The sequence below is a fragment of the Actinomadura gamaensis genome (assembly GCF_042652125.1).
Classification (GTDB): Bacteria; Actinomycetota; Actinomycetes; order Streptosporangiales; family Streptosporangiaceae; genus Spirillospora; species Spirillospora gamaensis.
This window is the reverse complement of record NZ_JBHSIT010000009.1, coordinates 293,767-319,406: the sequence shown is the minus strand read 5'-3', so window position 1 is coordinate 319,406 and position 25,640 is coordinate 293,767. Positions and strand designations below refer to the sequence as shown.

Genomic DNA, 25,640 nt, shown 5'->3' with positions numbered 1-25,640 from the left:
CGCCCGCCGATTGGCGCGGTGGCGGATTTCGGACGGCTCCGACCCGGGGTTCCGCGCGCCCGCGTCCCCGCTGACCATCGCGTTTACCCGACTGTGAGGAAAATCTCCTTTTCCTCAGAGGGCCTCGCCAACGGCGACGCAGCGTCGCTCGATACGTGCCGAGGGTGATCGAACGCCGTACTGCTCAGGGCCTGGCGGTCACTCAACGAGACCGGCGTTCACCTGGCCGCACGCCTAGCCGCACGTCCAGGTGACCGCGACGCTGCCGCCCGGGACGAACGTCACGGTCTGGTCGCTCGCCTCGGAGCAGGCGCCGAGCTTGATGGTCACCTGAGCGGTCTCACCGGAGTGCAGCGTGCCGCCGCCCACCGCGGTCAGCGGTGCTTGGGCGCTGACGCTCCAGGTCACCGTCCCGCCGACGGCGGCGACGACGACCGGGCAGGCGGGCTTGTCCGGCGAGAGGGTGCACATCCGCGGCGAGACGGCCAGCTGACCGGCCGGGGCGGTGTGCGTGGGCCCGGGCGGCGGCGCGGAGTGCGTCGAGGTCGGACGCGGTGAGTGACGGGCCGGGCCGGCGGAGTGCGGCGACGGCGAGAGGGACGACGTCGTCGGCGACGGGGACGCGCTCCGCGTCGGGGACAGGGTTTCGGACGGTCCGGATGACGCGGTCGGGGAGTCCGGCGACTCGGCGTCGCCGCTCCCGGACGGACGCGGCGTGCCGCTCGCGTTCGTGCTCGACGAGCCCGGCATCACGAAGAACGCGATGGTCACGATCAGGACGACCGCGGCCGCCGCCGCCACGGCGGGCCAGAAGCGCGGCGCGCGGCGGTCGTCATCGTCGTCCCCGTCGGCACGCTGACCGTCGAGCGGCAGCGGCCAGCCGTCCTCGTCGAACGGCTCGGCGCGGTGGGCCGCGGCGAGCAGCCGGTCGAAGCGGGCCGGGTCGGACGCGGCGTTCAGCACGGCCGGACGCAGGTCCGCCGGCATCAGCGCCACCGGGAGGACCTGGATCAGCCGCGCCGTCGAGACCGTCCGGCCGCGCCGCTCACGGCAGACCGGGCAGGTCTCGATGTGCCGGATCAGCCGCCGGACGGTCGCCGGGGGAAGCGGCGCCTCGTCGGTGACGTCCCCGGCGAGCGCCGCCAGCTCGGGGCAGTCGTCGCGTCCGGTGCGGGCGAGGACGGCGACCGACAGCGCGTCGTCCAGCCTGCGCCGCGTCTGCCGGGTCAGTTCGAGCGCGCGCGGTGCGGGCAGGTCGAGCACGGCCCCGATCTCGGCGGCGTCCAGGCCGTGCCGGAGCAGCAGGTCCAGCGCCTCGCGCTCGGGCCCGCGCAGGTCGCCGAGGGCGGCGTGCACGAGCCGCCGGGTGGCGAGGCGGCGGGCGCGCTCCGCCTCGTCCAGGAAGAGGTCCTCGACCTCGGGGGCCTCGTGCCGCTCGGCGGGCCGTTCCGGATCGCGCAGCCGCCGCAGGCACTCGTTCCGGACCAGCGCGTACAGCCAGGCGCGGAACCGGTCGGGTTCGGTGAGGCGTCCGGCGTGCGCGTAGGCGGCGAGCAGCGCCGCGTGCAGGGCGCGGGCGGCCTGGTCCTGGTCGCGCAGCAGGGCGTGGCAGTAGTCGAAGAGGCGCGCGGCGTACGCGTCCGCCAGCCGGGCGAGCGCGTCGGTGTCGGGCGGCGGCAGCGGCGCGGTCGCAACGCCGGGCGGTGGTGGCGCCGTCGCGAGGCCGGACGGCGGCAGCGGCGCGGTCGCGTCGCCGGACGGCGGGCCGGCCAGGACGTGCGCCCCGGATCTGGCGAGGGCGCGCGCCAGGCGTTCGTCGTCCAGGCGGTCGAGCGTGGGCCAACCGGACACGAGTTCCTCCCGCGGGCTGGGCACAGGGGATTCGGGGGAGCTCGCTCACGGCCTGCGCGGAACCGGTGCGGCGCGGTGCGGGACGCCGTCGGGGTCGCCGGATCGCTCGGCGGAGCGGTGATGACGGAGCTGACGCGGACGGGCGGAGGGCCGGACGGCCCCCGGGGAAGACCCGCCGGAGAAGTGTGTGGAGGCCCGACGGCCCCGCTCCCCGTCGGGCCTCCACACAGAAAGACGGCCGACCCCCGCGCCCGGTTGACACGGGTTGCCAGAGAAATTTCCGTGATTTCGGGCGGCTCGTGTTCGTGCTGGCCACCGCCCCGGCCGTCCCGCCGGAACGCCGGAATCCCCGTCCCCCACGCGCCTCCGCGGCCTCGGCCCGCCCGCGCCGACGGCCCGGACCGCCCGCCCCGCGGCCCCGTCCTGACTGCCTTCCGAAAAACCTTCTGACCAGCACGTCCCGCGTTCGACACGGCGCCACGGCCGCGCAAAGCGAGCGCCCCGGCCGCGAGAAGGCGGCCGGGGCGCACAGGACGGCGGCGGCAGGGACCGCCGCCCTACGGGACTACTGCTTGATGCGGCGCGACAGCATGGCCAGGAAGATCCGGCTGATCTCCTGCGGGGTCTTCGCGATCTCGACGTCGCCGTGGGTGAGGCGCGCGATCTGCTTCAGCTCGGCCGGGTTGGTGTCCGGGCCGAAGCCGATCATGTTGATCTGGATCGGCTTGTTCGGGTCCATCTCGGCCTTCAGCTTCGCGATCGTCTGCTGGAGCGACGGGCCGTTCTTGTCGTCGTTGGTGCCGTCGGTCAGCAGCAGGATCGACTGCCCGAACTCGGGCTTGTAGCTGCGCTTCATGTACTTGTAGGCCGCGAGGACGGTCCGGTAGATGCCGGTGTCGCCGTCCGGCTTCGGCTTCATCTGCTGGAGCTGCGAGAGGATCATCGTCCGCCGCGTGCTCGACCCGATCCGGTCGCCCAGCGGCCCGACCGGCACGGCCTCCTTGTACGGGACGCCGCCCTTGCCCATGTTCGTGGAGAACAGCCACACGCCGGTCTCGGTGTCGTTGGACATCATGCTGAGGCCGCCCTGCGCGACCTGCGCGATCGCCTGCATCCGGGAGGTGTTCGGCGCGACCGGCTGCGCCATCGAGCCCGACACGTCGATCAGCGTCAGCATGCGCAGGCCCAGCGACAGCTTCGACCACGCCTGCATGACCTCGCCGACCTCGGCGGCCTTCGGCGGCGGGAGCTGGCGCACCCGGCCCGCGTCGACGCCGAGCTTCGGCCCGAACGACGCGGGCGCCTTGCCGTCCGCCGACCGGAACCCGAGGTCGCGCACGTCCGACCGGGTGGCCTCGGTGTTCATCGCCTGCTCCAGCAGCCCGGCGGCCTTCTGCCGGTTCCCGTCGGAGGTGGTGACGGTGAACGGGTAGTCGAAGGTCAGCGTCCCCTCGGACGGGTACAGCGCGACGGCGGGCTCGGCCGGGTTGCTCCGGTTGTACTTCCAGAGCGCCTGCTCGGAGGAGAGCGCGACCGGCTGCCGCGCCCGCTGGCCCTTGTGGAACTGCTTGAACTGGTCCTGGACGGTCGGGACCGTGCTCTCCCGGACGGTCCGGACGATCCCGGTGAAGATCGAGTCCTTGTTGGGGTCGTTGTTCAGCAGCGTGTTGGTGACCATGAGCCCGGCCATGCCCGCCGCGTTCCGGGACGGGTCGGGCACCAGCAGCTTCACCGCGCCCGCCGGGATCATCTGGTTCTTGGTGACGCCGCCGCCCTGCGTGCCGCCCGCCGCCTTGAGCAGGTTGTCCCACGACGGCGTCGCGGTGATGCCCTGCCGGTGCAGCTGCGCGGCGAGCGAGCCGGGCAGCCCGACGACCAGCGGGCTGACCGCGACCGACGTCTTGCTCGGCGCGAGCGCCGCGCCGCCCTTGGGACCGCTGCGCACCAGCGACGTCCAGAGGGAGGAGTCGGGGATCCACACGTCCGGGCGCTGGTCGCCGCCCTGGTCCACGGCCGTCCCGGACAGGACGGTCGAGACCTCGTACGGCTGGCTCTTGGAGACGGTCGCCTTGACGCACTTGCCGCCGACCTTGTGCCGGGCGTCGTTGAAGCGTCCGGCGGCCTTGGTCACCGCGGGCTCGATGTCGGGCGCCGCCGCGACCTTCAGGTTGATCGCGTTGTCGCCCGAGCAGCCGCCGCCGCTCTCGGCGAACGCGTACACGCCGACGCCGAGCAGCAGCGCCAGGCCGATCGCGCCCGCCATCGGGCCGAGCAGCGAGGAGAGGCTGCGGCGGCGCTTGGAGCGTCCGTACTCGTAACCACCCGAGCCGTCCCCGGAGCCGTAACCACCGGAACCGCCGTTCCCGCCGTCGCCGGGGCCGCCCGGACCTCCGGCGCGTCCGCCGAAGAAGCCGGTCGGACGCTCGTCGGAGCCGCTGATCGAGTCGTAGCCGTCGCCGTAGCCGGAGTCGCCGTACCCGGACCGGAGGGGGCCTCGACGGGATGCGCCCTCGTCGCCGGGCGCCTGGCGTCCGAGCCCGTAGCCTCCGGCATCGGACGCGCCGGAGAACCCGCCCGCACTGCCCGCGCCGCTTGCAGCGCCACCGCTACCGCCGAACGTCTGCTGCGGCCCGGTCTGGCGGGGCGTGAACCACTCGGGCGCCTCCGAACTCCCGCCAGGCTCGGACGGGTAGCCGCCCTGGCCCGCGCCGTACTGCGCCGAGGGATAGCCGGTGGAACCCGGTGGCGCGGACGGCCCGAAGAGGTAACCGCCGGAGTCGCTCGACACCTGCCCCGGCTCCTCGGGCCCGTCCCCGCGCGGAGCGGCGCCGCCGCGCGGGTTGAACCAGTCGGAGGGCGCCTGGCCCTCGTCGCCGGCGCCGTGGGGCGGACGGGCGCCGTCGCCCGGCGTCCCGTCCGGGAAGTCGTTGCGATGACGTCCGTTCACGGCTGTCCTCGTTTCACCAGAAACCCGTCGATGTTTCCCGGCACTGTAGTAGTACGGCTCGGAGGTTACAAAGAACTCAAAAACGATGATGGCGCAGGTCATGAGCATATGTCCCGGTGATTCATGGCTTGGTGGGACCCCTTGGGCCCCGCCCCGGACGCCCGGACCGCCCGCGCGCCAGGGGCTCCGGAGGGCCGCCGGGACGGCGCGGCAACTCTGCTCCGAGCCCGTTCGTCCCACAGGATGGGGACCGGAACCACCTCACAGGACAGGGCTCTGCGGAGCCGTGCGACCGGGGGAGCGGGTGTGGGCGAGACCAGCGGCGACGAGGCGTCCGGCCGGGCCACGACGAACGGTGTGACCAGGGCGAACGAGGTGACCGGACGGAACGCGCCCGGACGGGCCTGGCGGAGCTGGATCGCCTGGGGCGGCGTCGCGGCCTGGGGCGCGTACGCGCTGATGCGCTGGACGGACGGCGACCGCGTTCCCGGCTTCGGGATCTTCGCCGCGCCCGTGCTGGCCGTGACGCCGTACGTCGCGGCGACCGCGCCGATCCCGGTCGTGGCGGCGCTCGTCCTCCGGCGACCGCGCGCGGCGATCGCCGCGGGCCTGGTCGCCGCCGGGCTGCTCGCGGCCGTCGTGCCGCGCGCGATCCCGAGCGGCGAACCCGCCGCGCACGGCCCTGAACTGCGCGTTCTCACCGCGAACCTGATGTTCGGCACGGGCAGCCCGGCACGGATCGTCGACCTCGTGAAGCGCACGGACGCCGACGTGCTCAGCCTCCAGGAGTTCCCGCCGGAGGCCGTCGCGAAGTACGAGAACGCCGGCCTGACCAGGCTCCTGCCGTACAAGGTGACCGACACGCGGTGGGGCGCGGCCGGATCCGGCCTTTACTCCAAGTACCCGCTGCGCGCCCTGCCGCCGCTGCCGAGGACGCAGATGGCGATGCCGTCCGCCGAGTTCACCCTGCCCGGCGGGCGCCGCGTCCAGATCACCGCGGTGCACCCCGTCCCGCCGATCAACGCCGAGTCGCTCGGCGACTGGAAGCGCGACCTGGGCGAACTGCCGTCCGGCGACAGCGCGACGACGGCGTCCCCGCGGAACGGCTCGGGCGAAGCGTCCGGGGTCGCGTCCGGCATCGTCGCGTCCGGCGACGGCGCGACCCGCGTCCTCGCGGGCGACTTCAACGCGACGCTCGACCACGCCACCCTGCGCCGCCTGATCGCACGCGGCTACGCCGACGCCGCCGACCGCGCCGGCGAGGGACTCGTCCCGACGTGGGGGCTCGGGCAGCCGCGTCCGCCGCTGACCATCGACCACGTGCTGCTCGACCGGCGCTGCGCCGTCCGCGCGGTGCGGATCTACGACCTGCCCGGCAGCGACCACCGCGCCCTGTTCGCCCGCCTGCAACTTCCCTGAACAGGCACAATGGGGGGATGGTCCACCAGGTTCCGGTCACCGACCCCGCCGATCCGCGCCTCTCCGACTACACCCGGCTGCGGGACGTGAACCTGCGCAAGAGCCTGGAGGCCGAGCACGGCCTGTTCATCGCCGAGGGCGAGAAGGTCATCCGCCGCGCGATCGGCACCGGGCATCCCGTCCGGTCCCTGCTGATGGCCCGCCGCTGGCTCGACCCGCTCGCCGACCTCCTGGACGGCGTCGACGCCCCCGTCTACGTCGCCGACGACGCCGTGGTCGAGGCCGTCGCCGGCTTCCCCGTCCACCGCGGCGCCCTCGCGTCGCTCCAGCGCCTCCCCCTGCCGCCGGTGAAGGACGTCATCGCGTCCGCCCGCCGCGTCCTGGTCCTCGAAGACCTCGTCGACCACGGCAACGTCGGCGCGATCTTCCGGTGCGCGGCGGCGCTCGGGGTGGACGCGGTCGTCCTCGCGCCGCGCTGCGCCGACCCGCTCTACCGCCGCTCGGTCAAGGTGTCGATGGGCGCGGTGTTCGCCGTCCCGTACGCGCGGATGGCGAACTGGCGGGACGACCTGGGCGTGCTGCGCGCCGCCGGGTTCGCGCTGTTCGCCCTCACGCCGGACGCGTCCGCCGTCCCGCTGGACGAGGCGGAGTTCGGCGACCGCGCGGCGCTCATGCTCGGCTCCGAAGGCGACGGCCTCTCGTCCCACTGGATGGACGAGGCCGACCGGCTCGTCCGCATCCCGATGAGCGACGACGCGCTGGCGAACGGCGTCGACTCACTCAACGTGGTCGCGGCGGCCGCGATCGCCTGCCACGACCTGGTCCGCTCGCGCTGACCCGCCGCCCCAAGGCACCCCTGCCAGGCGCGGCCCGCGCAGGTAAGGCGCGCTCAGACGCGGCCCGCCCAGGCGCGGCCCGCTCAGTTGCGGCGCGTGCAGGTGCGGCCCGCTCAGTTGCGGCGCGCGCAGGTGGGGTGGGCGCAGGTGCGGCGCGTGTAGGTGCGGCCCGCTCAGTTGCGGCGGGCGCAGGTGGGGCGGGCTCAGGCGCGGGGTGCGGTTACTTCTTGCTGTGGGCGCCGTTGCGGGGGCGGCGGTGGGCGCCCCTGGCGCGCTTCGAGGCGGCCGGCGCGGACGCGGCGACCGGGCGGCGGCCGAGGCGGAGCTGCGTCAGGAGCAGGGAGCAGGCGACGAGCAGGGCGGCCAGCCAGGCGATCTGCGTGCTGGCGACGCGCTGGAACGTCATCTCCTGCGCGACCGGGTGCTTGTTGGCGCGCAGCGTGCTCTGCGGGGTCGCGGACGGCGCGTCCGGAGAGGCGACCGACGGGCTCGGCGCGTTGCCGGTGATCGGAGGCAGCGCGACCTGCGGGTTCTTCGAGCTGTCGAACGAGCCGTTCGTGTTGGGCGGGGTGTAGTTGCCGCCGTTTCCGGACGCGCTGGTGTTGTTCCCGCCCGTTCCGCCGCCGCTGCCGCTTCCGGTCCCGGACCCGCCGCCGTTGGACGACCTGGTCGGGCTCGGGCTGGACGAGGTCGGCTTCGGCGTCGCGGGCGGCTCGGTCAGCTTGCCCGGGTCGGACGGCGACGGCTTGGTCGGCTTGGGGCTGGACGGCGACGGGCTCGGCTTCGGGTCGAACACGACCGTCGCCTTGCCCGGCCTAATCTCCTTGCCGTCCTTGACGAGCGAGACGTTCAGCGTGACGGCCGTCTTCTTCTTCACGTACGCCGGGGGAAGCGTGAAGCTCTGCACGGCGCTCGCGGAGTCCCCCGCCACGGCGTCCAGATCGCAGCCGTGCGTGGACGGGAGCGGGACGGCCCTGCCGCTGCACGAGATCGGCTCGAAGTCGACGTGCGCGGCGCCCGTGCTCAGCAGCACGCGGACGTCGGAGAAGTCCCCGCTGCTCCTCGTCACGGTGGCCGTGACGGTCGCGGACTCGCCCGCGTCCACCTCGTGCGGCGTGACGGACACCGCGAGGACGTACGAGGTGGGGGTCGCACTGGACGGCGAGCTGCTCGGAGTCCCGTCGGCGAACGCGGGGAGCGCCACCGCCGCACAGGCCCCGACGGCGATCACCGCCGCCGCTCCGAGACCCGTCAGAGCCGGTACGCCTGCCCGCCGGGAAGCCACGCCCGAGCCACCTCCGTCGCGTCGTCGTTGAACGCCCGAGCCCCGCTGTACCCCAGGACTCGTCTCCGAAATCATGCGAACACGGATCTACAGCCGAAATCAACCCCGTGTCCGATTCAGACGGGCATCCGGGACACTACCGTCAGATGAACTCCTCGTGCACGCCCTCGAGTTCCCCGCTCGGAGCCCACGCCTGCCACACGCCCTGATCGATCCGGTCGAGGCCGAGCGCCTCGGCGACCGGGGCCCGTCCGCCCGCGTACTCCACCCGCGTCCAGCCGTCGTGCTCCCCGACGATCACGAACGGCTCGCCGCGCCACCGGCACACCGTCCGGACGTACCGCAGCGACTCCAGCTCGAACGCCGGGACGATCCGCCGGTACCGGTCCGGGCGCAGCTCCTCGAACCCGTCGGTCGGCTGCGCGGTGTACAGCCGGATCTCGCCGTCCGCGCCCGGCACGGCCTCGAACTCGCGCCCGAGCCAGCGCGCCACGTACCCGTCCCGCCTCACCGCGCCGCCTCCGACCGCCGGGCCGGGGTCGCGCCCTCGGGACGCAGCCAGGCGAGCCGGTCCGGGTCGTACATCGCGACGAACGTCTCCGAGCCGTCCCGGCCGAGCGCGTACATCTCCGCGCCGTACGGCAGCCGGACGCTGTCCACCTTGTACTCCCGGATGGACCCGGCGCTGCCCGGCGCGAACCCCGTCCCCGCGAACGGCGGCCGCTCCAGGACCCACCCGGCCTCGCCCCAGGCGGCGACCTCCTCCTCGGTCCGCCCGCCGAACGGCACGCGGTACAGGTCCGGGCAGTAGGCGGGCCAGCGGATCACGTGCACGGTGTCGTCCGCCATCGAGAACGGCGAGTCCTCGTACAGCAGGCCGAGCGTCTCGTACAGCTGCCCGGGCGTCTGAAGCTCCGCGACGTCCGCCGTCGGGTGGACGAACCCGCCCACCCGGTCGTACCCCTGCTCCAGGTACCAGGCGACGTGCGCGTGCGGGACGACCTTCTGCATGATCGTCGGCTCGGATCCGGGATCGCCGTCGGGCAGCTCCTGCCGCTCGCTCGCGATCCCGAACGCCGTGACGCCGTCATACGCGCCCGTCTCCGCAGCCCCGCGCCCACCGTCGCCGACCCCGCCCGCGCCGTCTACCAACGCGCGCGCGTCGTCTCCGGACGCGCCGGGCCGGTACTCTCCGGACGCGCCGGGCCGGTACTCTCCGGGCGCGTTCGATCCGGCCCCATCGGGCGAAGCGGTCTCGAAGCCGCCGGGCGCGTAGTCCTCGACCAGGCCCTGACCTGGCGCAACGGCTTCGAAGTCGCCGGACGCGCCGGGCTGCGACCGGTCGGTCGCGCCCGTCCTCGGGCCTTCGGCCGCGTACTCGCCGGACCCGGCCGCACCGGACGCGCGCATCCCGCGTCCGCCGGTCTGATCAGCGGCGTCCTCGCCGAACCCCCTGGGCCCGTACCCTTCCGGCGCACCGCTCGCGGGCCGGCCGGACGCGCGTGCGCCGAACTCCTCGGCGGCGTCGGACGCCGCTCCGCCGGAACTGCTCAGGCCGGCGCCGTCCGCGTCGGCCTCGTATCCGGCAGCGGGACGCTCGGGCGCGGGCGTCCCGAACCCCTCGCTGTCGCCGGCGGCGACTCGTCCAGCTTCGGGCGTCCCGAGTTCATCGGCGGCGTTGCCGCCAGGCGCACCCGAGACGGGCACGTCTGGTGCGCCCGGCCCCGCGTGACCGGCGGCGTCCGCGCGGAACTCGGCAGGCGCGGTCCCGCCGGGGTTGCCCGGCGCGTTCGCAGGGTGCTCGCCGGAGGCGGCGGGCCGCGGGGTGCCGGGCTCGTCGAGGGTCTGTGCGTAGGCGGACGGGTCGGTGGCGTCCGGCGCGTGGGCGAAGGACTCCGGCGCGGACGGCGGGGCGTACGGATCCGGGTCCGGATCGGCGGCGGGCTGGACGAGCCCGACGCGGATCGCCCACTCGCTGAGCGCGCGCACCTGGTCGCCGCGCAGGGACGCGCCGATGCGGGTGCCGGGGTTCAGCAGCATGGCCCAGTCGTCCCGCGGCCACGCGGCGATCAGCTCGCGGAAGTCGGCGTACACGAACCGCGACTCCGGCAGCACCTCGCGCAGCCGGACGAGGGACGTGAACACCTGCACGGCGGACGAACCGCGCAGCGACGCCTCCCAGCGGAACTCCCGCTGCGTCGGCGTGACCTCCAGCGGCGCGTCCTGCGGGATCGGGACCAGCACGTTCGCCGCGAGCAGCACCCGCAGGAACGCGTCGGAGTCACCGCCCAGCGCCGCCTCGAACAGCTCCTGGTCGATCCGGTTGCCGGGCTCGAACTCGGGCTCCGGCTCCGGCTCGGCCGCCGGTTCCGGCCCCGGCTCGCCCTGGGTTCCGGACGCGTCCGGAACCGAAGCCTCCGCAACCGGGGTCCCGGGCGCGTCCGCAACCGGGGTGCCGGACGTGCCCGCAACCGGGGTCCCGGGCGCGTCCGCAACCGGGGTGCCGGACGTGCCCGCAACCGGGGTCCCGGGCGCGTCCGCAACCGGGGTGCCGGGCGCACCCGCAACCGGGGTCCCGGGCGCGTCCGCAACCGGGGTTCCGGATGCGCTCTGAACCTGGGGCTCGGGCGCCGGATCCTCCGCGAGCCGCTGCTCGGCGGGGCCGCTGAGCGCGCGGACCTGCTCGCCGGGGATCGCCGCGTCCACCGGCGTGCCGGGGTTGAGGACGAGCGTCCACTCGACGTCCGGCCACGCGGCGACGACCTCCAGGAACGTCGGCATCACGAACCGGGACGACCCGACCGCCTCGTTCATCCAGCGCAGCGACGTGAACAGCTGGATCGCGACGCGTCCGTGCACGCGCGTCGGACGCCACGGGAACTCGGGATCGTCCGGCGTGATGCCCCACGGCGTCTCGGGATCGGCGGGCACGAGCACCTGAGCGCCCAGCAGCACCTTGAAGAACGCGTCGGTGTCGCGCCGCAGCGCGGCGTCGAACAGCCGCTGCTCGACCTCGTTCTGCGCCTCGAACCCCTCCGACATGCGGCGCGCGGCGCGCTGGTCGGCCCAGGTCGCCAGGCCGGACAGCTGCTCGGCCAGGATCGTCCCGCCCGCCGGGGAGCCGGGGTTGACCGCGAGCGCGTTCGCGTGCTCCGGCCAGTACCGCAGCACCAGCGGGAACGGGACGCGGATCGACTCGGCGCCCGTCCCGGCGGCGCGGGCCGTCTCGGCGAGCCGCTCGGGCGAGGTGAACACCTGGACGAGCGTCGCGCCGTCCACCTCGCGCGTCTGCCACTGGAACCCCGCGCGGCCCGGACGCAGCGTGTAGTCGGCGTCCGGCCCGACGGGAAGCAGAACCTCGGCGTCCGCGAGCGTCTGTAGGAAGAGATCGTGGTCGTTGCCGGTCGCGGCGGCCAGCAGCGACCGCTCGACCTCGTTCGCGGGCTGGAACTCCGGACGCGGCTCCGGGCGCGGAAGCTCGCGGTGCTGCTCCTGCAGCTCCTCCCACGGCGCGTCCGGATCCGTGCGGGGCCTGACCACGGGGATCGGGTCCACCGACGTCGCGGCGGGCGACGCCTCCGCACCCTTCGGCTCCTCCGCCGGAACGGGCGCTTCGGGCACGGGCGGCATGTTCTCCACACCGGGCGGCAGCGGACGCTCGGTGTCGAACCCGGCGCCCGGCTCGTCCGCGAGCGTGGGCGGCGGCGCGTCCCCGGCGGGCATCGCCTGCGTGACCCGCGGGTCCTGCGCCGCGTCCTGCCCGGCATAGACCGAGAGGTCGGGAATCGTCGCGGTCGGATCGTCCGCACGCCCGAGGCTCTCCTCCGGGACGTCCGCCCCGGAACCCGCGTCCTCCGAAGCCCGCGCAGCGGCCTGCCCAGAAGCCGCATACTCCCTGGGCCCCGAAATCTCGCCAGGCTGGTTCGCCCCGCCGACCTCACCCGGGCTGGACGAAGCATCCCGCGAGGCATACTCGCCCGATCCGAGCGAACCTTCGCGCGTGGCGTACTCATCCCGCCCGAACGACGCATCCCGCGAAGGATGCTCGCCAGACCCGAACGAAGCACTACGCGCGTCGTGTCCACCCAAGCCGAGCGAAGCATCGCGCGCGGGAAGCTCGGCCGACCCACGCGACGCGTCCGGTGTGGGCGTGGCGTCGGGCGTGGGCTGTTGGCCCGCGGCGGCCAGAGTACCTCGCGTGAGGCCTTCGGCCGGGCCGCGCGACGCATCCTGCGTCAGCGACGCATCCTGCGTCAGCGACGCATCCTGCGTCAGCGACGCATCCTGCGTCAGCGAGGCGTCGCGCGTGGCGCGTTCGCCCGAACCGAGCGAGGAGTGCTCGCCGGACCCGAACGACGCGTCGCGCGGGGCGTACTCGTCGGGGGTAAGCGAGGGCTCGCGCGTGGGGTGTTCGCCTGGACTGAGTGATACGTCGGGCGCGGAGTGGTCGGTGGGGGCGGGCGGCATGTCCCGGGTGGGGTGCTCACCTGAGCCGAGCGGCGCCCCGGGGGTGGGGTGGCCGAGGGGGGCCGCTGGGGTGGCGGGGCTTCCCACGCCGGGTGAGGGCGTGCCTTCGCCAGGTGCGCCGGACGGGGGAGGGGTGCTCAGTTGGCCGGACGCGGCCACGTCGCCTGCGGTGTGCGGAGCGTCGGGCGCGGCCGGACGGCCTGAAGTGAACGGCTGAGCGGACGCGGCGGTCTCGCTCGGCGTCCCGAGTGGCTCGGCGGCGGGCGGTTGGCCCGGGGCCGGCGGGTAGGCCGAGCCGTGCGGCACGGCCGGAGGTAGGGAGCCCGCGTGAGCAGGGGCTTCCTGCGCCGGTGCGGCGGGAGGCGGCGGGGGCGCGTTGCCGGCGTCCTGCGGCGAAGTGCCTGGAGTGGCCTGCGGTGAAGTGCCAGGCGTGGCGTGCGGCGAAGTGCCTGGAGTGGGGTGCGGCGAAGTGCCCGGAGTGGCGTGCGGCGCGGGCGGGCCGGAGAAGGCGGACGGTGCCGGGTGGTGTCCGGCGAGCGGCGGGCGGGCGTCGCCCTGCGCGAGCTGCTGGACGAACCAGGCGGGCAGCCGGCCCTCGATCGGAAGCGCCACGTCCTGCACGGCGTGGGAAGGGACGTCCACCGCGAGCCACCAGCGGGCGTCGGGCCAGGACGCGGCGAGGTCGGTGAAGCGGACCCGCATGTAGTGCCGGTAGGACGGCCCGAGGCACGCGCGCATCGCGTCGGGCGAGGTGTAGACGAGCACGAAGGTGCGGTCGTCCTCGGCCTGGGTGGGCCACGTCGGCTGGCGTTCGTTCGCCAGCACGTCGTCGATCATGTCCGGTGGTACGGGGACGACGAGTTCGCTCTCCGCCAGCAGGCGGAAGTAGCCCTCCTGGTCCCCGCTCCGCACCGCGTCACCCAGTCGGCGCTCCAGCTCCGACGTGGGCCGCCAGGCGTCGGCCACGGTCGCCACCCCCTGTTTCATCCCGCCCAAGAACCTTCCCCCGCCCGACCCCGGCGCCGGGAGGCGGGCCCGTTGGGCACCTTACGGACCTGCTTACGCTACATGGGCGAACAGAGCCAAAGCGCCCACTCGACCGGTCCGTGGACGACCCTCCGATCAGTATGACTCGGGACGGTGACATTCCCGCGCCGTCCGCCGAAGGTCGCCGGGCCGGGGAAGAGGACCCTGGACTCGGAGAGCGACGGAGGTCTACCCGCGAGGCGCGCGAGCCAACCGCGCGCCCCCGAGAACGACCGGCACCTCCCCTTTCGCACCGAGTCCCGGAGCCCCCTTCGCCCGGGTACCGGTCGGCGAAGGGGTCAGCGTTCGCGGGCGAGGCGGGCCACGGCGTCGATGAGGCGGTCGATGTGGGCCTCGGTCGTGCCGACGCCGAAGCTGGCGCGGACGGCGGAGCTCTGGCCGTCCGAGCAGGTTCCGCCGGTGGCGTCGGACGCGCCGAGCAGGTGCCGGACGAACGGGTGGGCGCAGAACTTGCCGTCGCGGACGCCGATGCCGTACTGCCCGGAGAGGGCGAGCGCCAGGTCGCGCGCCTCCCAGCCGTCCACGACGAAGGAGACGATGCCGACGCGCGGGGAGCCGTCCTCCCAGAGCGTGAGTTCACGCACACCGGGGATGCGGGCGAGGCCGGAGCGCAGGCGGGCGAGCAGCCGCTCCTCGCGCTCGACGAGCGGGGTCCAGCCGGTCGCGGCGAGCGTCTCGCAGGCGGCGGCGAGCGCGATGACGCCGAGGACGTTCGGGGTGCCCGCCTCGTGCCGCGACTCGGGGTCGGCGTGCCAGAGGGCGCGGTTGCCGTGGTCCTCGACGGACGCGCTGGCCCCGCCGCCCTTGAGGTAGGGGTCGGCGGCGCGGAGCCAGTCGGACCGTCCGGCGAGGACGCCGGCGCCGAACGGCGCGTACAGCTTGTGCCCGGAGAAGGCGACGTAGTCGAGACCGAGCGCGGTCATGTCCAGCGGCCGGTGCGGGACGAGCTGGGCGGCGTCCACCGCGATCCGCGCGCCGTGCCGGTGGGCGACCGCGCTGAGCTCGGCCAGCGGCCACACCTCGCCGGTCACGTTGGACGCGGCGGTGACGACGAGCAGGCGCGGCCCGCCGGGGGCCTCGGCGAGCGCACGGTCAGCGGCGGCGACGGCCTCGGCGGGCGAGGACGGCGCGGGCAGCCGGACGGCCCGCCGCCACGGCAGCAGCGTCGCGTGGTGCTCGGTCTCGAACACCACGACCGTCGTCCCGGACGGGACGCAGTGCGCGAGCAGGTTCATCGCGTCGGTGGTGTTGCGGGTGAACACGACCGACGCGCGCCGCCACGCGCCGAGGAAGTCGCGGACGGTCTCCCGCGCCTTCTCGTACGCGGCGGTCGTGACCTGGGACGCGTAGCCCGCGCCCCGGTGCACGCTGCTGTAGTACGGCAGTGCCGAGGTGATCGCCTCCTGCACCGCCGACAGACACGGCGCGCTGGCGGCGTAGTCGAGGTTGGCGTAGGGGACGCGGCGTCCGTCCTCCAGCGGGACGGGCGCGTCCGCCCCGACGACGGCCGGCGCGGCGGAGACGGCGGCGGAGACGGCGGCGCCGGAGGGGGCGGCGGCGGTGGCGAGGGTGGTCGCGGACATACGAGTGCACTCCTTCGGGATCAGGGATCCCGAGGGCCGTGCCCTGGATCGACGGGATCCGCGCTTGCCGGGACGCGGATGGCGTCCGGCCTGGTCCTCACCCGGGGCACCCCATCGCGGACGAAGGGTTGCCGGCCAGCGAGCCGGGGCTTGACGCTGGCACTCATGACCTGATGCGAAAGTATAGGAAGGACGCTGGACGGATCAAGTCGGGAGAGGGAGCGGATGCGCTACGGGGTGAGCCGGACGCTGGCCGGGGGAGCGCTGGCGGCCGGTGCGGCGGCGCTGCTCGCCGCCTGCGGTGGGTCGGGGAACACGGCCGCGACGTGCGGCGACGCGAAGAGGGCGTACGAGCGGTACATCGGCGGCGTCCGCGCGGTCTCGGCCTCGGACGCGGCGCAGTGGCGGCGGCCGACCGAGGAGCTGGCCGCGAACCTGTCGGGGCTGGCGGACAAGGCGTCCGACGACGGGCTGAAGAAGGCGCTCAAGGATCAGGCGGACAGGCTGCGCGCCGCCGCCGGGACGGTCTCGACCGGCGACGTCTCGCAGCTCAACGCGACCCTCACCGCCGCGCCCGACGAGCTGGGCACGGCCTGCCGCTGAGCGGGAGCGCATCGCGCGACCGGCGGCGGCCGATGACAAAACGGGGTCCCGAGTGGTTCGGGACCCCGTTTCGCATCAGTCCGCAAAGGGTTACGGAGGTTCGGCGCGGATCAGTTGCCCTGGTCGCCGGTGCCGTCCCCGCCACCGCCGCCGCCTCCGCCGCCACCGCCGCCTCCCGGAATCGGGATGGTCGGCTTACCCGTCGGACGGTCGGTCGGACGGTGCGTCGGACGGTCCGTCGGCGGCGTGTGCGGGCTCGTCGGACGGCCCGGATGGGTCGGCTTGCCCGTCGGCGGACGCGTCGACGGGAGGCCGGTCGGGCGGTCGGTGCTCGGGCCCTGGTCGGAGCCGGTCTCGATGGACGGCGACTCGAACGACTTGGGCTCGTAGTTCTTGATGTTCACCGCCTCGGTCATGTAGCTCTTCCAGATCTGCGCCGGAAGCTGGCCGCCGTAGGACGCGTAGCCGGGGATGTCCAGCTGCTTGTTGTCGGAGCGGAACATCGCGACCGTCGTCTGGAGCTGCGGGATGAACCCGTTGAACCAGATCGCCGCGCCGCCGTTGGTGGTGCCGGTCTTGCCCGCGACGTCGCGGCCGTCGTCGAGCTGCGCGCCGGTGCCGGTGCCGCCCTGGACGACCTTCTGCATGGCGTAGGTGGCGTCCCGCGCGACCTGGTCGCTGAAGACGTTGTCGCCCTTCTCGGAGAACTCGTCGGACTTGCCCTTGTTGTCCTCGACCGAGCGGACCACGTACGGGGTGCGGTGCGTGCCGCCCGCCGCGAACGTCGAGTACACCCCGGCCATCTCGATCGGGTGCACCGAGATCGGGCCGAGCGGCAGCGACGGCGCGGTGTCGGCGCCGTTCGCGGTGAGCTGGCCCTTCGGGATGCCGAGCGCCTCGGCCATCTTCACGACCTTGTCGAGCCCGACCTGCTGGCCGAGGTTGACGTAGGCGGTGTTCACCGAGTGCTCGGTGGCGGTGACGAGGTTGATGTCGCCGAACTGCTCGTTGGAGTCGTTCTTCAGCGACGTCCCGGCGAAGGTCTGCGGGGACGAGCCGTCCACCGTGGTGTCGAGGCCGTAGCCCGCCTTGAGCGCGGCGGCCAGCACGATCGGCTTGAAGCCGGAGCCCGGCTGCGCCCAGTCGTACCAGACGCTCGACCCCATCTCGTCGAGGTAGTTGCGCCCGCCGTAGAACGCGAGGACCTGCCCGGTCTTCGGGTCGACCGACACCAGCGCCGTGCGGATCCTCCTGCTCATGCCGCTCGGGGTGTTGTCGGTGACCGCCTGCTTGGCGGCGTCCATCAGGTTCTTGTCGAACGTCGTGACGATCTTCAGGCCGTCCCGGTTGATCTCGTCCTCGGTGTAGCCGCGGCGCTCGATCAGCTCCTTGCGCGCGACGTTGATCATGTAGCCGTTCTGGCCGCGGTAGACGTTCTTCAGCTTCTGCTTGAGCGGCATCGGGAACTTCATCTGCGCCTGCTGCTCGGGCGTCACCGCGTGGTCGCGGACCATGTTCGCCACGACCGCCTGCCAGCGCTGCTGCGCGTAGGTCAGCGACGCCCCGGACGGGTCGCCGAACGGCGTCGGCTGCTGGATCGCCGCGGCCAGGTACGCGCCCTCGGACGGGGTGAGGTCCTTGACGTCCTTGTTGTAGTAGGCGTGCGCGGCGGCCTGGATGCCGTAGGCGTCGCGGCCGAAGTAGATCGTGTTGAGGTACTGCTCGAGGATCCAGTCCTTGGACTTCTCCCGGCCCACCTTCAGGGAGACCATGACCTCCTTGAGCTTGCGGGTGACCGAGCGCTCCTGGCCGATGCCGCCGTAGTAGTTGCGGACCATCTGCTGGGTGATCGTCGAGCCGCCCTGAAGCTGCTTGCCGGTCGCGGTGGACCACAGCGCGCGCCCGGTGCCGGTCACCGAGACGCCCGGGTCGCTGTAGAAGCTGCGGTTCTCGGCGGCGATCACCGCGTCCCGGACGCTCTTGGGCACCCGGCTGATCGGCACGGCCTCGCGGTTGGTGCCGGTCTTGGCGATCACGGTCTTGCCGTCGGCGTAGTAGTACGTCGGGCCCTGCGCGACGGCCGCCTGGGACGGCGAGGGGACCGGGGTGAACAGGTAGGCGACGGCGAACGCGGCGACGCCGAGGAAGAGCAGGCCGAGCAGGGTGAACAGCGCCCGCCGGGCGTACCGCACGCCGCGGCTGCGCCGCCGCTTCGGCCGCCGCGGCGGCCCTCCGGCGGCGCCCGGCGCCCGGCCGCGACCGCCCGCCGCGGTGCGGGCCGCCTCGGCGGCCTTGGCCCCGGCGGTCTGCGGGCTCTCGGCGATCCCGCCGAGCCTCGCGGCACCACCCGGCCGCCCGCCCGGGACGTCCTTGTTCGACCCGGTGGGCGAATCGCCGTTCCGGGACAGGTCCTTACTGCTCACTGGCCCCCCGTGATTTATTCGTTATCGACGATACCCGAGGGGTTCGGTGCGTCGGGCCGGTCATCACGCTCACATGGCCTCCCTTAGAAGGACGACTGGATCGGCCCGGAGGTTCGCGTGGCGCGGATCACAGAACGGTCCGGAAACGCGCGGCGGGACGGCCCGCATCGGGCCGTCCCGCCGTCGAAACCGTCGGGCGACGGATCAGGAGTCCGCCGGGCGACTCAGCGATCCGGCAAGTGACGGATCGGAAGCCGTCGGGCGATGGATCGTGGAGCCGTCGGGCGATGGATCGTGGAGCCGTCGGGTGACGGGTCAGGTCGTCTTGGCGGCTCCGAGGATGTCCACCACGAACACGACCGTGTCGGTGCCCTTGATCCCGGCCTGCGGGTTGCCCTGCTTCCCGTAGCCGTCGTTCGGCGGCAGGATCAGCATCACCCGGCTGCCGACCTTCAGCCCGCGCAGCCCCTTGAAGAAGCCGGGCATGGCGCCGGGCGGCGGGTCGGCGAGCGGGAACGCGGCGGGCGCGCCCTTCTCCCAGGACGAGTCGAACTGCTTGCCGGTGCCCCAGATGTCGCCGACGTAGTTCACCACGGCGGTGTCGTCCTTGGTGGTGGTCGGCCCGTTGCCCTGGATCAGGGTCTTGACCTGCATGGTCTTCGGCGGGTCCACCTTGGGGATGGTGACCTTGGGCGCCTTGCCCTTCTGCGGCTCGACGGTGGGCAGGTTCTTGTCGTCGAGCTTCTGCTCGGTGCCGGACGCCTCGGCGCCGGACGGCACGACCTTGAGGATGTCGGCGACGAACAGCACCGAGTCGCCCTCGCTCAGCCCGAACTGCTGCGCGGACTGCGGATCGAAGCTCTGGTCCGGCGGGATCTGGAGCACCACGCGGCTGCCCTCGGTCTTGCCGGTCAGGCCGTTCTTCAGGCCCTTGACCTGGAGCTTGTCGACCGGGAGCAGCTGCGGGCCCGGCTGCGGATTCAGCTCGGTCTTCTCCCGGGTGTCCAGCACCTTCTTGCTGGTCGAGCCCTTCTTCTCCTTGCCCTTCGGCGCCCACTCGTAGATCTCGTAGTGGAGCAGCGCCAGCGTGTTCGCGCCGATCTTGGCGCCGCTGCCGGTGATCGGCTCGGTCACCTTCAGGCCCTTGGGCGGCGTCACCGAGCCCGGGATCTTCACCTTCGGCGCGCTCCCGAACGCCCCGGTCACCTCGACCTTGGGCGCGGGCCGCGTCACGTACCAGGTGGTGCCCCCGGCGATCGCGAGCACCGCGACGACCGCCACCGCGATGGCGATGTTGCGCCGCTTCCTCGCCTGGGCGGCGGTCAGGCCCGAGGCCTTCGCGGACGTCCGGAGCGGCTGCCCGCCCGTCCGTCCGCCGCTGATGCCGTGCGGGGTGAACTCCGGGCTGCGGATGTTCTTGGCGTTCGGCAGCTTGGCCTTGACCGCCGGCTCACCCCGGGGCTTGTCGTCGTCGGACATGTTTCCTCACTCGCTCCGGGTTCGTCGACACCACTCCAAAGGTCAACCACCCTGCCAGGCCACGCCTAAGCTCGCCGTGAAGAACAGGGACGGAAATGACCAGGCCCGCAATCTACCGTCCCGAGCCGGAAGATGCCCGCCTCTGCCGGACAGTCCGGTCCCGGCCGTCGCGCGGGACCCCGCGCCGCCGGGGCCGAGCCGGAGCGGCCCGCCCGCGCCCAGGGACCCAAGTCCCGGCGGGACGCCCGCGTCGCACGGCCCTGAATCCAGGCGGGACGGCTGGGCCGCGGGCGGCCGAGCGCGCCGCCGTCCGGGGCCGTCCGGGGCCGTCCGGGGCCGTCCGGGGGCCATCCGGGGGCCGTCCGGGGTCCGGAAGTGTGTCCGCGCAGGTGAGAAGTGCGGGGCGCGGGAAGCGGGGACCGGGACAGTACTCTGGCCGTACGGACGCTCAGAAAGAGCCCGCGAGGCCGACGTCCACGAGTGGGAGGGCCCGTTGCAGCCACTGCTCTTCGACAGCCGCGACCTCGGGCAGACCGAGGAATTCCTCAGCCAGGCGTACGCCAAGATGAGCATCGGCGGGGACGTGTCGCGGCCGCACACGCAGATCGCCCGGCGGACGCTCGGATCGATCAGCGTCGACCAGCTGAACCTGAACTACGGCATGAGCTACGACGTCGATCCGCTCGGCAAGGTGTGCCTGTGCACCGTGCAGACGGGGTCCATCGTCAACCAGGTCGCGGGTGACGAGGAGGAGGTCTTCGGTCCGGGCGACGTCGTCCTGTTCGCTCCTCCGGACCGTCCGTACAAGGGTGAGATCCGCCGCTCGCGCTACGACATCATCATGTTCGATCCGGACCTGCTCCAGCAGGTGGCCGGCACCGAACCCGGACACAAGCCCGAAACGGTGCGGCTGCTGGGGGCGCGGCCCATCTCGGACGCCGCCGGACGCCATCTCGAACGCACCATCGCCTACCTGCGCGACGACGTCCTGGGGAATCCGGTCATGGCCGCGGACCCGCTGGTGGCGTCGTCGAGCGGGCAACTGCTGGCCGCCGCCGTCCTCGCGGCCCTGCCGAGCAACGTCCGCGCCGCCCCGGACGCGGCCGACCGCCGCGACGCCCATCCGCAGACGCTGCGCCGCGCGATCGCCTACATCGAGGACAACGCGGACGCCCCGATCACGATCGCCGACATCGCCGCCGCCGCGCGGGTGAGCGTCCGCGCCGTGCAGCACGCCTTCCGCCGCCACCTGGACATCACGCCGCTGGGCTACCTGAACCAGGTCCGCCTGGCCGGGGCCCACACCGCGCTGCGCGAGGCCGAGTCCGGCGGGACGACGGTGACCGCCGTCGCCGCCAGCTGGGGTTTCTTCCATCCCGGACGGTTCGCGCGCGACTACCGGGCCGCCTACGGCCGTCCGCCGCAGGACACCCTGAAGGACCGGGTCACCTGACCCGGAACCCGAGCCCGCCGTCCGTCGCGAGCCCGTCGTCGGTGCCGAACCTGTCGTCGGTGCCGAACGCCTCGTCGGTCCCGAGCCCGTCGTCGGTGCCGAGCCCGCGGTCAGTCCGGAAGCCGGGGGCGGCCGTGCCGAATTCCGGAGGCTCCGACCGGAACTCGCGGGACTCCGTCCCGGCGCCCGAGACCTCCGTCCCGGCGCCCCTTCCGCTCCCCGCCTTCTCCGCTCCGCCGCCGTCCGCGCTCCTCGTCCCGGCGCGGGCGGACTTGCGGCCGTGGCCGGGAGTCGAGAGGTCGATCTCGTCGACGGGGTGGGCGGCGCGCTCGCGCAGCCATTCGGCGTAGCGCCGGGCGGCCTCGGCCGACGGCAGGTCGAGGACGGCCGCGACCGTCTCGTCCGTCATGCCCTCCTGCGCGACGACCCGCATCACCCTCCAGGCGAGGCGGTCGAGGTCCAGGAGCGCCGACTGGACGAGCAGCAGCGCGGCGGCGAGGTCCGGCCCCTCGGCCACCCCCGCCTCCGCCGCCGCGATCACCTTCTCGACCGCGTCGGTGTCGGCGAGCGGACGCCGGTAGGTCTCCCACATGAACCGGTCCACCCCTTCGGCGAACCGCGCCGCCGTGTGCACCCGGCTCGCCCGCACCGCGTCCACGGGCGGGGCCGGCGGCCGGACACCGTCCGGACCCGATGCCATCAAACGCTCCTGCCAAGAACCATGTATCGACCATGGCCCGCAGCCGCCGCCTCCCTCAACACCCACAGCGAACGTCGCCCGGCGCTTCCAGCCAGATAACGAAGGTCCTTCCGGCGAGCCCGTCCGGGGGCGGGCGCGGCCCGGAGCCGAGCGGTGTCCTGAATCGGCAAGCGGGACGTCCCGCATAGGCAAGACCGGAAGCCCGATCCGGGGGTTCACTTCGGAAAACACGTGAGAGGAGCGGCGCACATGCCCGAGGACGCGACCACCGAGTTCTGGAAGAACCTCCGGCCGATCGAGAACTCCCTGAAGCCCGACGCGCTTCCCGAGGTGTACATCCCCCAGATCGCCACCGACGACGACCGGTACTACGTGCCGTTCAGCGAGACGGTCGGCTCCCGGCCGCTGTGGATCAACATCAAGGACAACACCTGGTGCGACGTCCTGCGGTCCGAGCAGGCCGGGCTGGTCAACCGGCACTACCACCCGCACGAGGTCTTCGCCTACACGATCTCCGGCAAGTGGGGCTACCTGGAGCGTCCGTGGACGGCCACGGCGGGCGACTTCGTGTACGAGTCGCCGGGGGAGGGCCACACCCTGGTCGCCTACGACAGCGGCGAGCCGATGAAGACCATGTTCATCGTCAAGGGCCCGCTCATCTGGCTCGACGAGGACGGCGAGCCCGAGGGCTACTTCGACGTCCACGACTACCTGGCGCTGTGCCGCGAGCACTACGCCAAGGTCGGCCTCGGCGCCGACCTGGTGGACTCCCTGCTGCGCTGACGCCCCCGGCGCGCGCCGCGTGTGATCGGGCTCACTCGGGCGGGCTATCCTGCGGCGGAAGCCCCCGTCGAGGAGGAGAGCGGATGCGTCCCGCCGCCCCGAGCCCCGGCGCCCCCGCACCGGTCTCGCGTCCCGCCGCACCGGTCTCGCGTCCCGCCGCGCTGGTCTCCCGCGCCACCACCGAGCGGATCGATCCCGCGGACCGGATCGCCTACTGGGAGGACTACAACCGCCGCGCCCTGGTCGGCCTCGCCTGCACCTCCTACTCCGAGGACGGCCTGCTCGCCCGCCAGGCCAACTACCGCCTCGGCGCGGTGCGGCTGGCCGACATCAGCGGCAACGCCCACACCATCGAGCGCGACCCGGAGATCACCCGCTCCACCCCGAAGGAGTCGGTCTTCGCGTCCCTGCTGCTGAAGGGCGAGGCGGTCTTCCTGCACGAGCACGGCTGCCTGGCCGCGACCGCGGGCGACCTCGTCCTCTACGACACCCGGCGGCCGTACCTGTTCGGCTTCTCGTCCTCGATGCGGCAGCTCCTCCTGGACATCCCGAGCGATCTGTTCGAGCGCGCCTGCCTGCCCGGCGGCGTCCCGGCGCCGATGCTCTTCGGCCGCGCCACCGCCCGCGAAGGCGCCCTCGTCGCCGCGCTCCACCGCGCGCTCATGCCAGGTGAGGACGCCCCGGTCCTGGACCTGCTGCGCCTGCTGACGACCGCCCGCGCTGGCGACCGGGCCGCCCCGCCCGCCTACCGGACGCAGCTGATCCTCGCCGAGGACCACATCGAACGCCACCTGCACGACCCGTCCCTGAGCCCGGCCCGCGTGGCCGAGGCCCTGGGCGTCTCGGTCCGCCACCTGGGCCGGATCTTCGCCTCGGCCGGGATGACCCCGGCCCGCCACATCCTCGACCGCCGCCTCCGCCACGCGCGCGCCGACCTGCCGTCCACCGACCTGACCATCGCGGACGTGGCCCACCGCTGGGGTTTCGCGAGCCAGTCGCACTTCGCCCGCCTCTTCCGCGCCCGCTACGACCAGACGCCGACCGAAGCGCGCCGGGCCGCCCTGCGAAACCCCTGATCAGCCGTCCGCGCGGGTGGCGGCGGGGCCTCGCGCGCCCGCCAGGACGAGGTCGAACAGCCGTCCGAGCTGGACGCGTCCGCCCGCGATCCCGGTCGCCATGACGACGCCGACGATGGCCGTCACCAGGTCCTCGGCCCGCAGGTCGGCGCGGAGCGTGCCGTCCGCCGCGCCCGCGTCCAGCAGGCGGCGCAGCGCCCCGGCGAGCCGCTCGCGCGACTTCTCCGCCGTGACCACGCCGGTGTCGATCAGCGCCCGGAGCGCATCGCCCATCTCCTGCTTGGCCTCCACGTAGTCGGCGAAGCAGTCCATCCAGCCGCGCAGCGCCAGGTCGGGAGGCGTCCGCTCCAGCAGGACGTCCACGCTCGCGCACAGCTGCTCCACCTCCTCGCGGTAGAGCGCCTCGACGAGCGCCTCGCGGCTGGGGAAGTGCCGGTACAGCGTCCCGATCCCGACGCCCGCCTCCCGCGCGACCTGGTCGAGCGTGACGGGCCGGCCGGACTCCTGCCCGGCGGCGAAGACGGCGCGCGCCGCAGCGAGCAGCCGCTCGCGATTGCGCCGGGCATCAGCCCGCGGACGGCGCCCGTCACCCTGCGAGCGCTGGGCATCGACTCGCGAGCGCTGGGCGTCGTCCTGCGGGCGCTCAGCGGAAGTTTCCTCGGCCATTATCCGGAGGGTCCTCCGTTTCTGCTAGCGTGCGTAGTGAAGCGGAGGTTCCTCCGCTTCGCCGTTCCACTATGCCAGGACGGGAGTCCTCCATGACGTCCACCAGCACCCCCGGCACCGTTCCCTTCGCCGGACGCGACGTCGCCCGGGTCGGCTACGGCGCGATGCAGCTCACCCACGGCGGCCACGTCGCCCGCGAAGACGCCGTGAACGTGCTGAGGCTCGCCGCGGACGCCGGCGCGAACCACATCGACACCGCCTACTTCTACGGAGAAGGTGCCTGCAACGCGCTCATCCGGGAGGCGCTCGCGCCCTATCCCGACGAGCTGGTCATCGCGACGAAGGTGGGCGCCGACAACACGTCCGACGGCGGGCTGACCCCCGCCCAGCGCCCCGAGGAGCTGCGACGGCAGGTCGAGGCGAACCTCGCCTCGCTCGGCGTCGACCGCCTGGACGTCGTCTACCTGCGCCGGCTCGACTTCGAGCCCGGCATCATCGCGACCGGCGAGCAGAAGGTCGATCTCGACGACCAGCTCGCCGAACTCGCCGCGCTGCGCGCGGCGGGCAAGATCCGCGCGATCGCGCTCAGCAACGTCGACGCCGGCCGGCTCCGGCGGGCGGCGCCGGTCGGCGTCGAGGCCGTCCAGAACGCCTACAACCTGCTGGACCGCGCGACCGAGCCGGTGCTGGACGCCTGCCGCGAGCACGGCGTCGCGTGGGTCCCGTACATCCCGCTCGGCTCGGCGTTCCCCGGCTACCGTAAGGTCACCGAGGACGGCACCGTCCGCGCCGTCGCCCGCGACCTCGGCGCGACCGCCTCGCAGGTCGGGCTCGCCTGGCTCCTGGCGCACTACGAGCGGACCCTGCTGATCCCCGGCACCGCGAACCCCGCGCACCTCGCGGAGAACATGGCCGCCGCCGGCGTCCGGCTCGACCCGGAGACGACGGCGCGCCTGGCGGCCCTCGCGCCCCCGACCGCCCCGTCCGAGGGCTGAGGCGGTCCTTGTCCCCCGTGAGAGCTA

General features: G+C 73.7%; 17 protein-coding genes and 1 riboswitch. Of the genes, 7 read left to right on the top strand and 10 right to left on the bottom strand.

Annotation, left to right across the window (positions count from 1 at the left end):
• Positions 1-234: 234 nt before the first annotated feature.
• Positions 235-1,851, bottom strand: a complete 1,617-nt coding sequence (locus ACFPCY_RS29505; RefSeq protein WP_378260419.1) for a sigma-70 family RNA polymerase sigma factor — start codon at positions 1,849-1,851, stop codon at positions 235-237.
• Between the two features lie 565 nt (positions 1,852-2,416).
• Complete coding sequence (locus tag ACFPCY_RS29500) at positions 2,417-4,798, bottom strand: substrate-binding domain-containing protein (RefSeq protein ID WP_378260417.1); 2,382 nt, start codon at positions 4,796-4,798, stop codon at positions 2,417-2,419.
• Between the two features lie 306 nt (positions 4,799-5,104).
• On the opposite strand from ACFPCY_RS29500, the gene ACFPCY_RS29495 reads away from it, so the two are divergent.
• Together ACFPCY_RS29495 and ACFPCY_RS29490 are read left to right on the top strand one after the other, a co-directional pair.
• Complete coding sequence (locus ACFPCY_RS29495) at positions 5,105-6,217, top strand: endonuclease/exonuclease/phosphatase family protein (RefSeq protein WP_378260415.1); 1,113 nt, start codon at positions 5,105-5,107, stop codon at positions 6,215-6,217.
• A 17-nt stretch (positions 6,218-6,234) separates the two neighbouring features.
• On the top strand, positions 6,235-7,053 hold the full coding sequence (locus ACFPCY_RS29490; RefSeq protein ID WP_378260413.1) for a TrmH family RNA methyltransferase: 819 nt from the start codon (positions 6,235-6,237) through the stop codon (positions 7,051-7,053).
• A 220-nt stretch (positions 7,054-7,273) separates the two neighbouring features.
• On the opposite strand, the gene ACFPCY_RS29485 is transcribed toward ACFPCY_RS29490, so the two are convergent.
• The 4 genes from ACFPCY_RS29485 to ACFPCY_RS29470 form a co-directional block, all read right to left on the bottom strand.
• Complete coding sequence (locus ACFPCY_RS29485) at positions 7,274-8,284, bottom strand: hypothetical protein (protein ID WP_378260411.1); 1,011 nt, start codon at positions 8,282-8,284, stop codon at positions 7,274-7,276.
• Positions 8,285-8,480: 196 nt separating this feature from the next.
• Complete coding sequence (locus ACFPCY_RS29480; RefSeq protein WP_378260409.1) at positions 8,481-8,849, bottom strand: hypothetical protein; 369 nt, start codon at positions 8,847-8,849, stop codon at positions 8,481-8,483.
• Positions 8,846-13,792, bottom strand: coding sequence for an SseB family protein (locus ACFPCY_RS29475; protein WP_378260407.1), 4,947 nt, complete (start codon positions 13,790-13,792; stop codon positions 8,846-8,848). The genes ACFPCY_RS29480 and ACFPCY_RS29475 overlap by 4 nt, the downstream gene beginning before the upstream one ends.
• Positions 13,793-14,130: 338 nt before the next feature.
• Positions 14,131-15,435 carry an aminotransferase class V-fold PLP-dependent enzyme gene (locus tag ACFPCY_RS29470; RefSeq protein WP_378260405.1) on the bottom strand — a complete coding sequence of 435 codons (1,305 nt, stop codon included), beginning with the start codon at positions 15,433-15,435 and terminating at the stop codon, positions 14,131-14,133.
• A 55-nt stretch (positions 15,436-15,490) separates the two neighbouring features.
• A riboswitch (SAM riboswitch) is annotated at positions 15,491-15,606 on the bottom strand.
• Between the two features lie 54 nt (positions 15,607-15,660).
• Here ACFPCY_RS29470 and ACFPCY_RS29465 point away from each other — a divergent pair.
• Positions 15,661-16,038 (top strand): hypothetical protein, encoded by a 378-nt coding sequence (locus ACFPCY_RS29465; protein WP_378260403.1) that lies wholly within the window; start codon positions 15,661-15,663, stop codon positions 16,036-16,038.
• A gap of 110 nt (positions 16,039-16,148) precedes the next feature.
• On the opposite strand, the gene ACFPCY_RS29460 is transcribed toward ACFPCY_RS29465, so the two are convergent.
• Positions 16,149-18,461: a transglycosylase domain-containing protein gene (locus ACFPCY_RS29460; protein ID WP_378260401.1), complete on the bottom strand. Its 2,313-nt coding sequence runs from the start codon at positions 18,459-18,461 to the stop codon at positions 16,149-16,151.
• Positions 18,462-18,776: 315 nt separating this feature from the next.
• Positions 18,777-19,940, bottom strand: a complete 1,164-nt coding sequence (locus ACFPCY_RS29455; protein WP_378260399.1) for an FKBP-type peptidyl-prolyl cis-trans isomerase — start codon at positions 19,938-19,940, stop codon at positions 18,777-18,779.
• Between the two features lie 493 nt (positions 19,941-20,433).
• Here ACFPCY_RS29455 and ACFPCY_RS29450 point away from each other — a divergent pair, with 493 nt between their 5' ends.
• Positions 20,434-21,393 (top strand): helix-turn-helix domain-containing protein, encoded by a 960-nt coding sequence (locus tag ACFPCY_RS29450; protein ID WP_378260397.1) that lies wholly within the window; start codon positions 20,434-20,436, stop codon positions 21,391-21,393.
• On the opposite strand, the gene ACFPCY_RS29445 is transcribed toward ACFPCY_RS29450, so the two are convergent.
• Positions 21,386-22,093 (bottom strand): hypothetical protein, encoded by a 708-nt coding sequence (locus tag ACFPCY_RS29445; RefSeq protein ID WP_378260395.1) that lies wholly within the window; start codon positions 22,091-22,093, stop codon positions 21,386-21,388. The genes ACFPCY_RS29450 and ACFPCY_RS29445 overlap by 8 nt on opposite strands.
• Before the next feature lie 249 nt (positions 22,094-22,342).
• On the opposite strand from ACFPCY_RS29445, the gene ACFPCY_RS29440 reads away from it, so the two are divergent.
• Positions 22,343-22,876 carry a 2,4'-dihydroxyacetophenone dioxygenase family protein gene (locus tag ACFPCY_RS29440; RefSeq protein WP_378260393.1) on the top strand — a complete coding sequence of 178 codons (534 nt, stop codon included), beginning with the start codon at positions 22,343-22,345 and terminating at the stop codon, positions 22,874-22,876.
• 83 nt (positions 22,877-22,959) lie between these two features.
• Positions 22,960-23,952 (top strand): helix-turn-helix domain-containing protein, encoded by a 993-nt coding sequence (locus ACFPCY_RS29435; RefSeq protein WP_378260391.1) that lies wholly within the window; start codon positions 22,960-22,962, stop codon positions 23,950-23,952.
• Here the strand turns inward: ACFPCY_RS29435 and ACFPCY_RS29430 are convergent, their stop codons facing one another.
• The gene (locus ACFPCY_RS29430) at positions 23,953-24,618 is read right to left on the bottom strand and encodes a TetR/AcrR family transcriptional regulator (RefSeq protein ID WP_378260389.1); all 666 of its coding nucleotides are present in this window, start codon (positions 24,616-24,618) and stop codon (positions 23,953-23,955) included.
• 92 nt (positions 24,619-24,710) lie between these two features.
• Here ACFPCY_RS29430 and ACFPCY_RS29425 point away from each other — a divergent pair, with 92 nt between their 5' ends.
• On the top strand, positions 24,711-25,613 hold the full coding sequence (locus ACFPCY_RS29425) for an aldo/keto reductase (RefSeq protein WP_378260387.1): 903 nt from the start codon (positions 24,711-24,713) through the stop codon (positions 25,611-25,613).
• Positions 25,614-25,640: the final 27 nt, after the last annotated feature.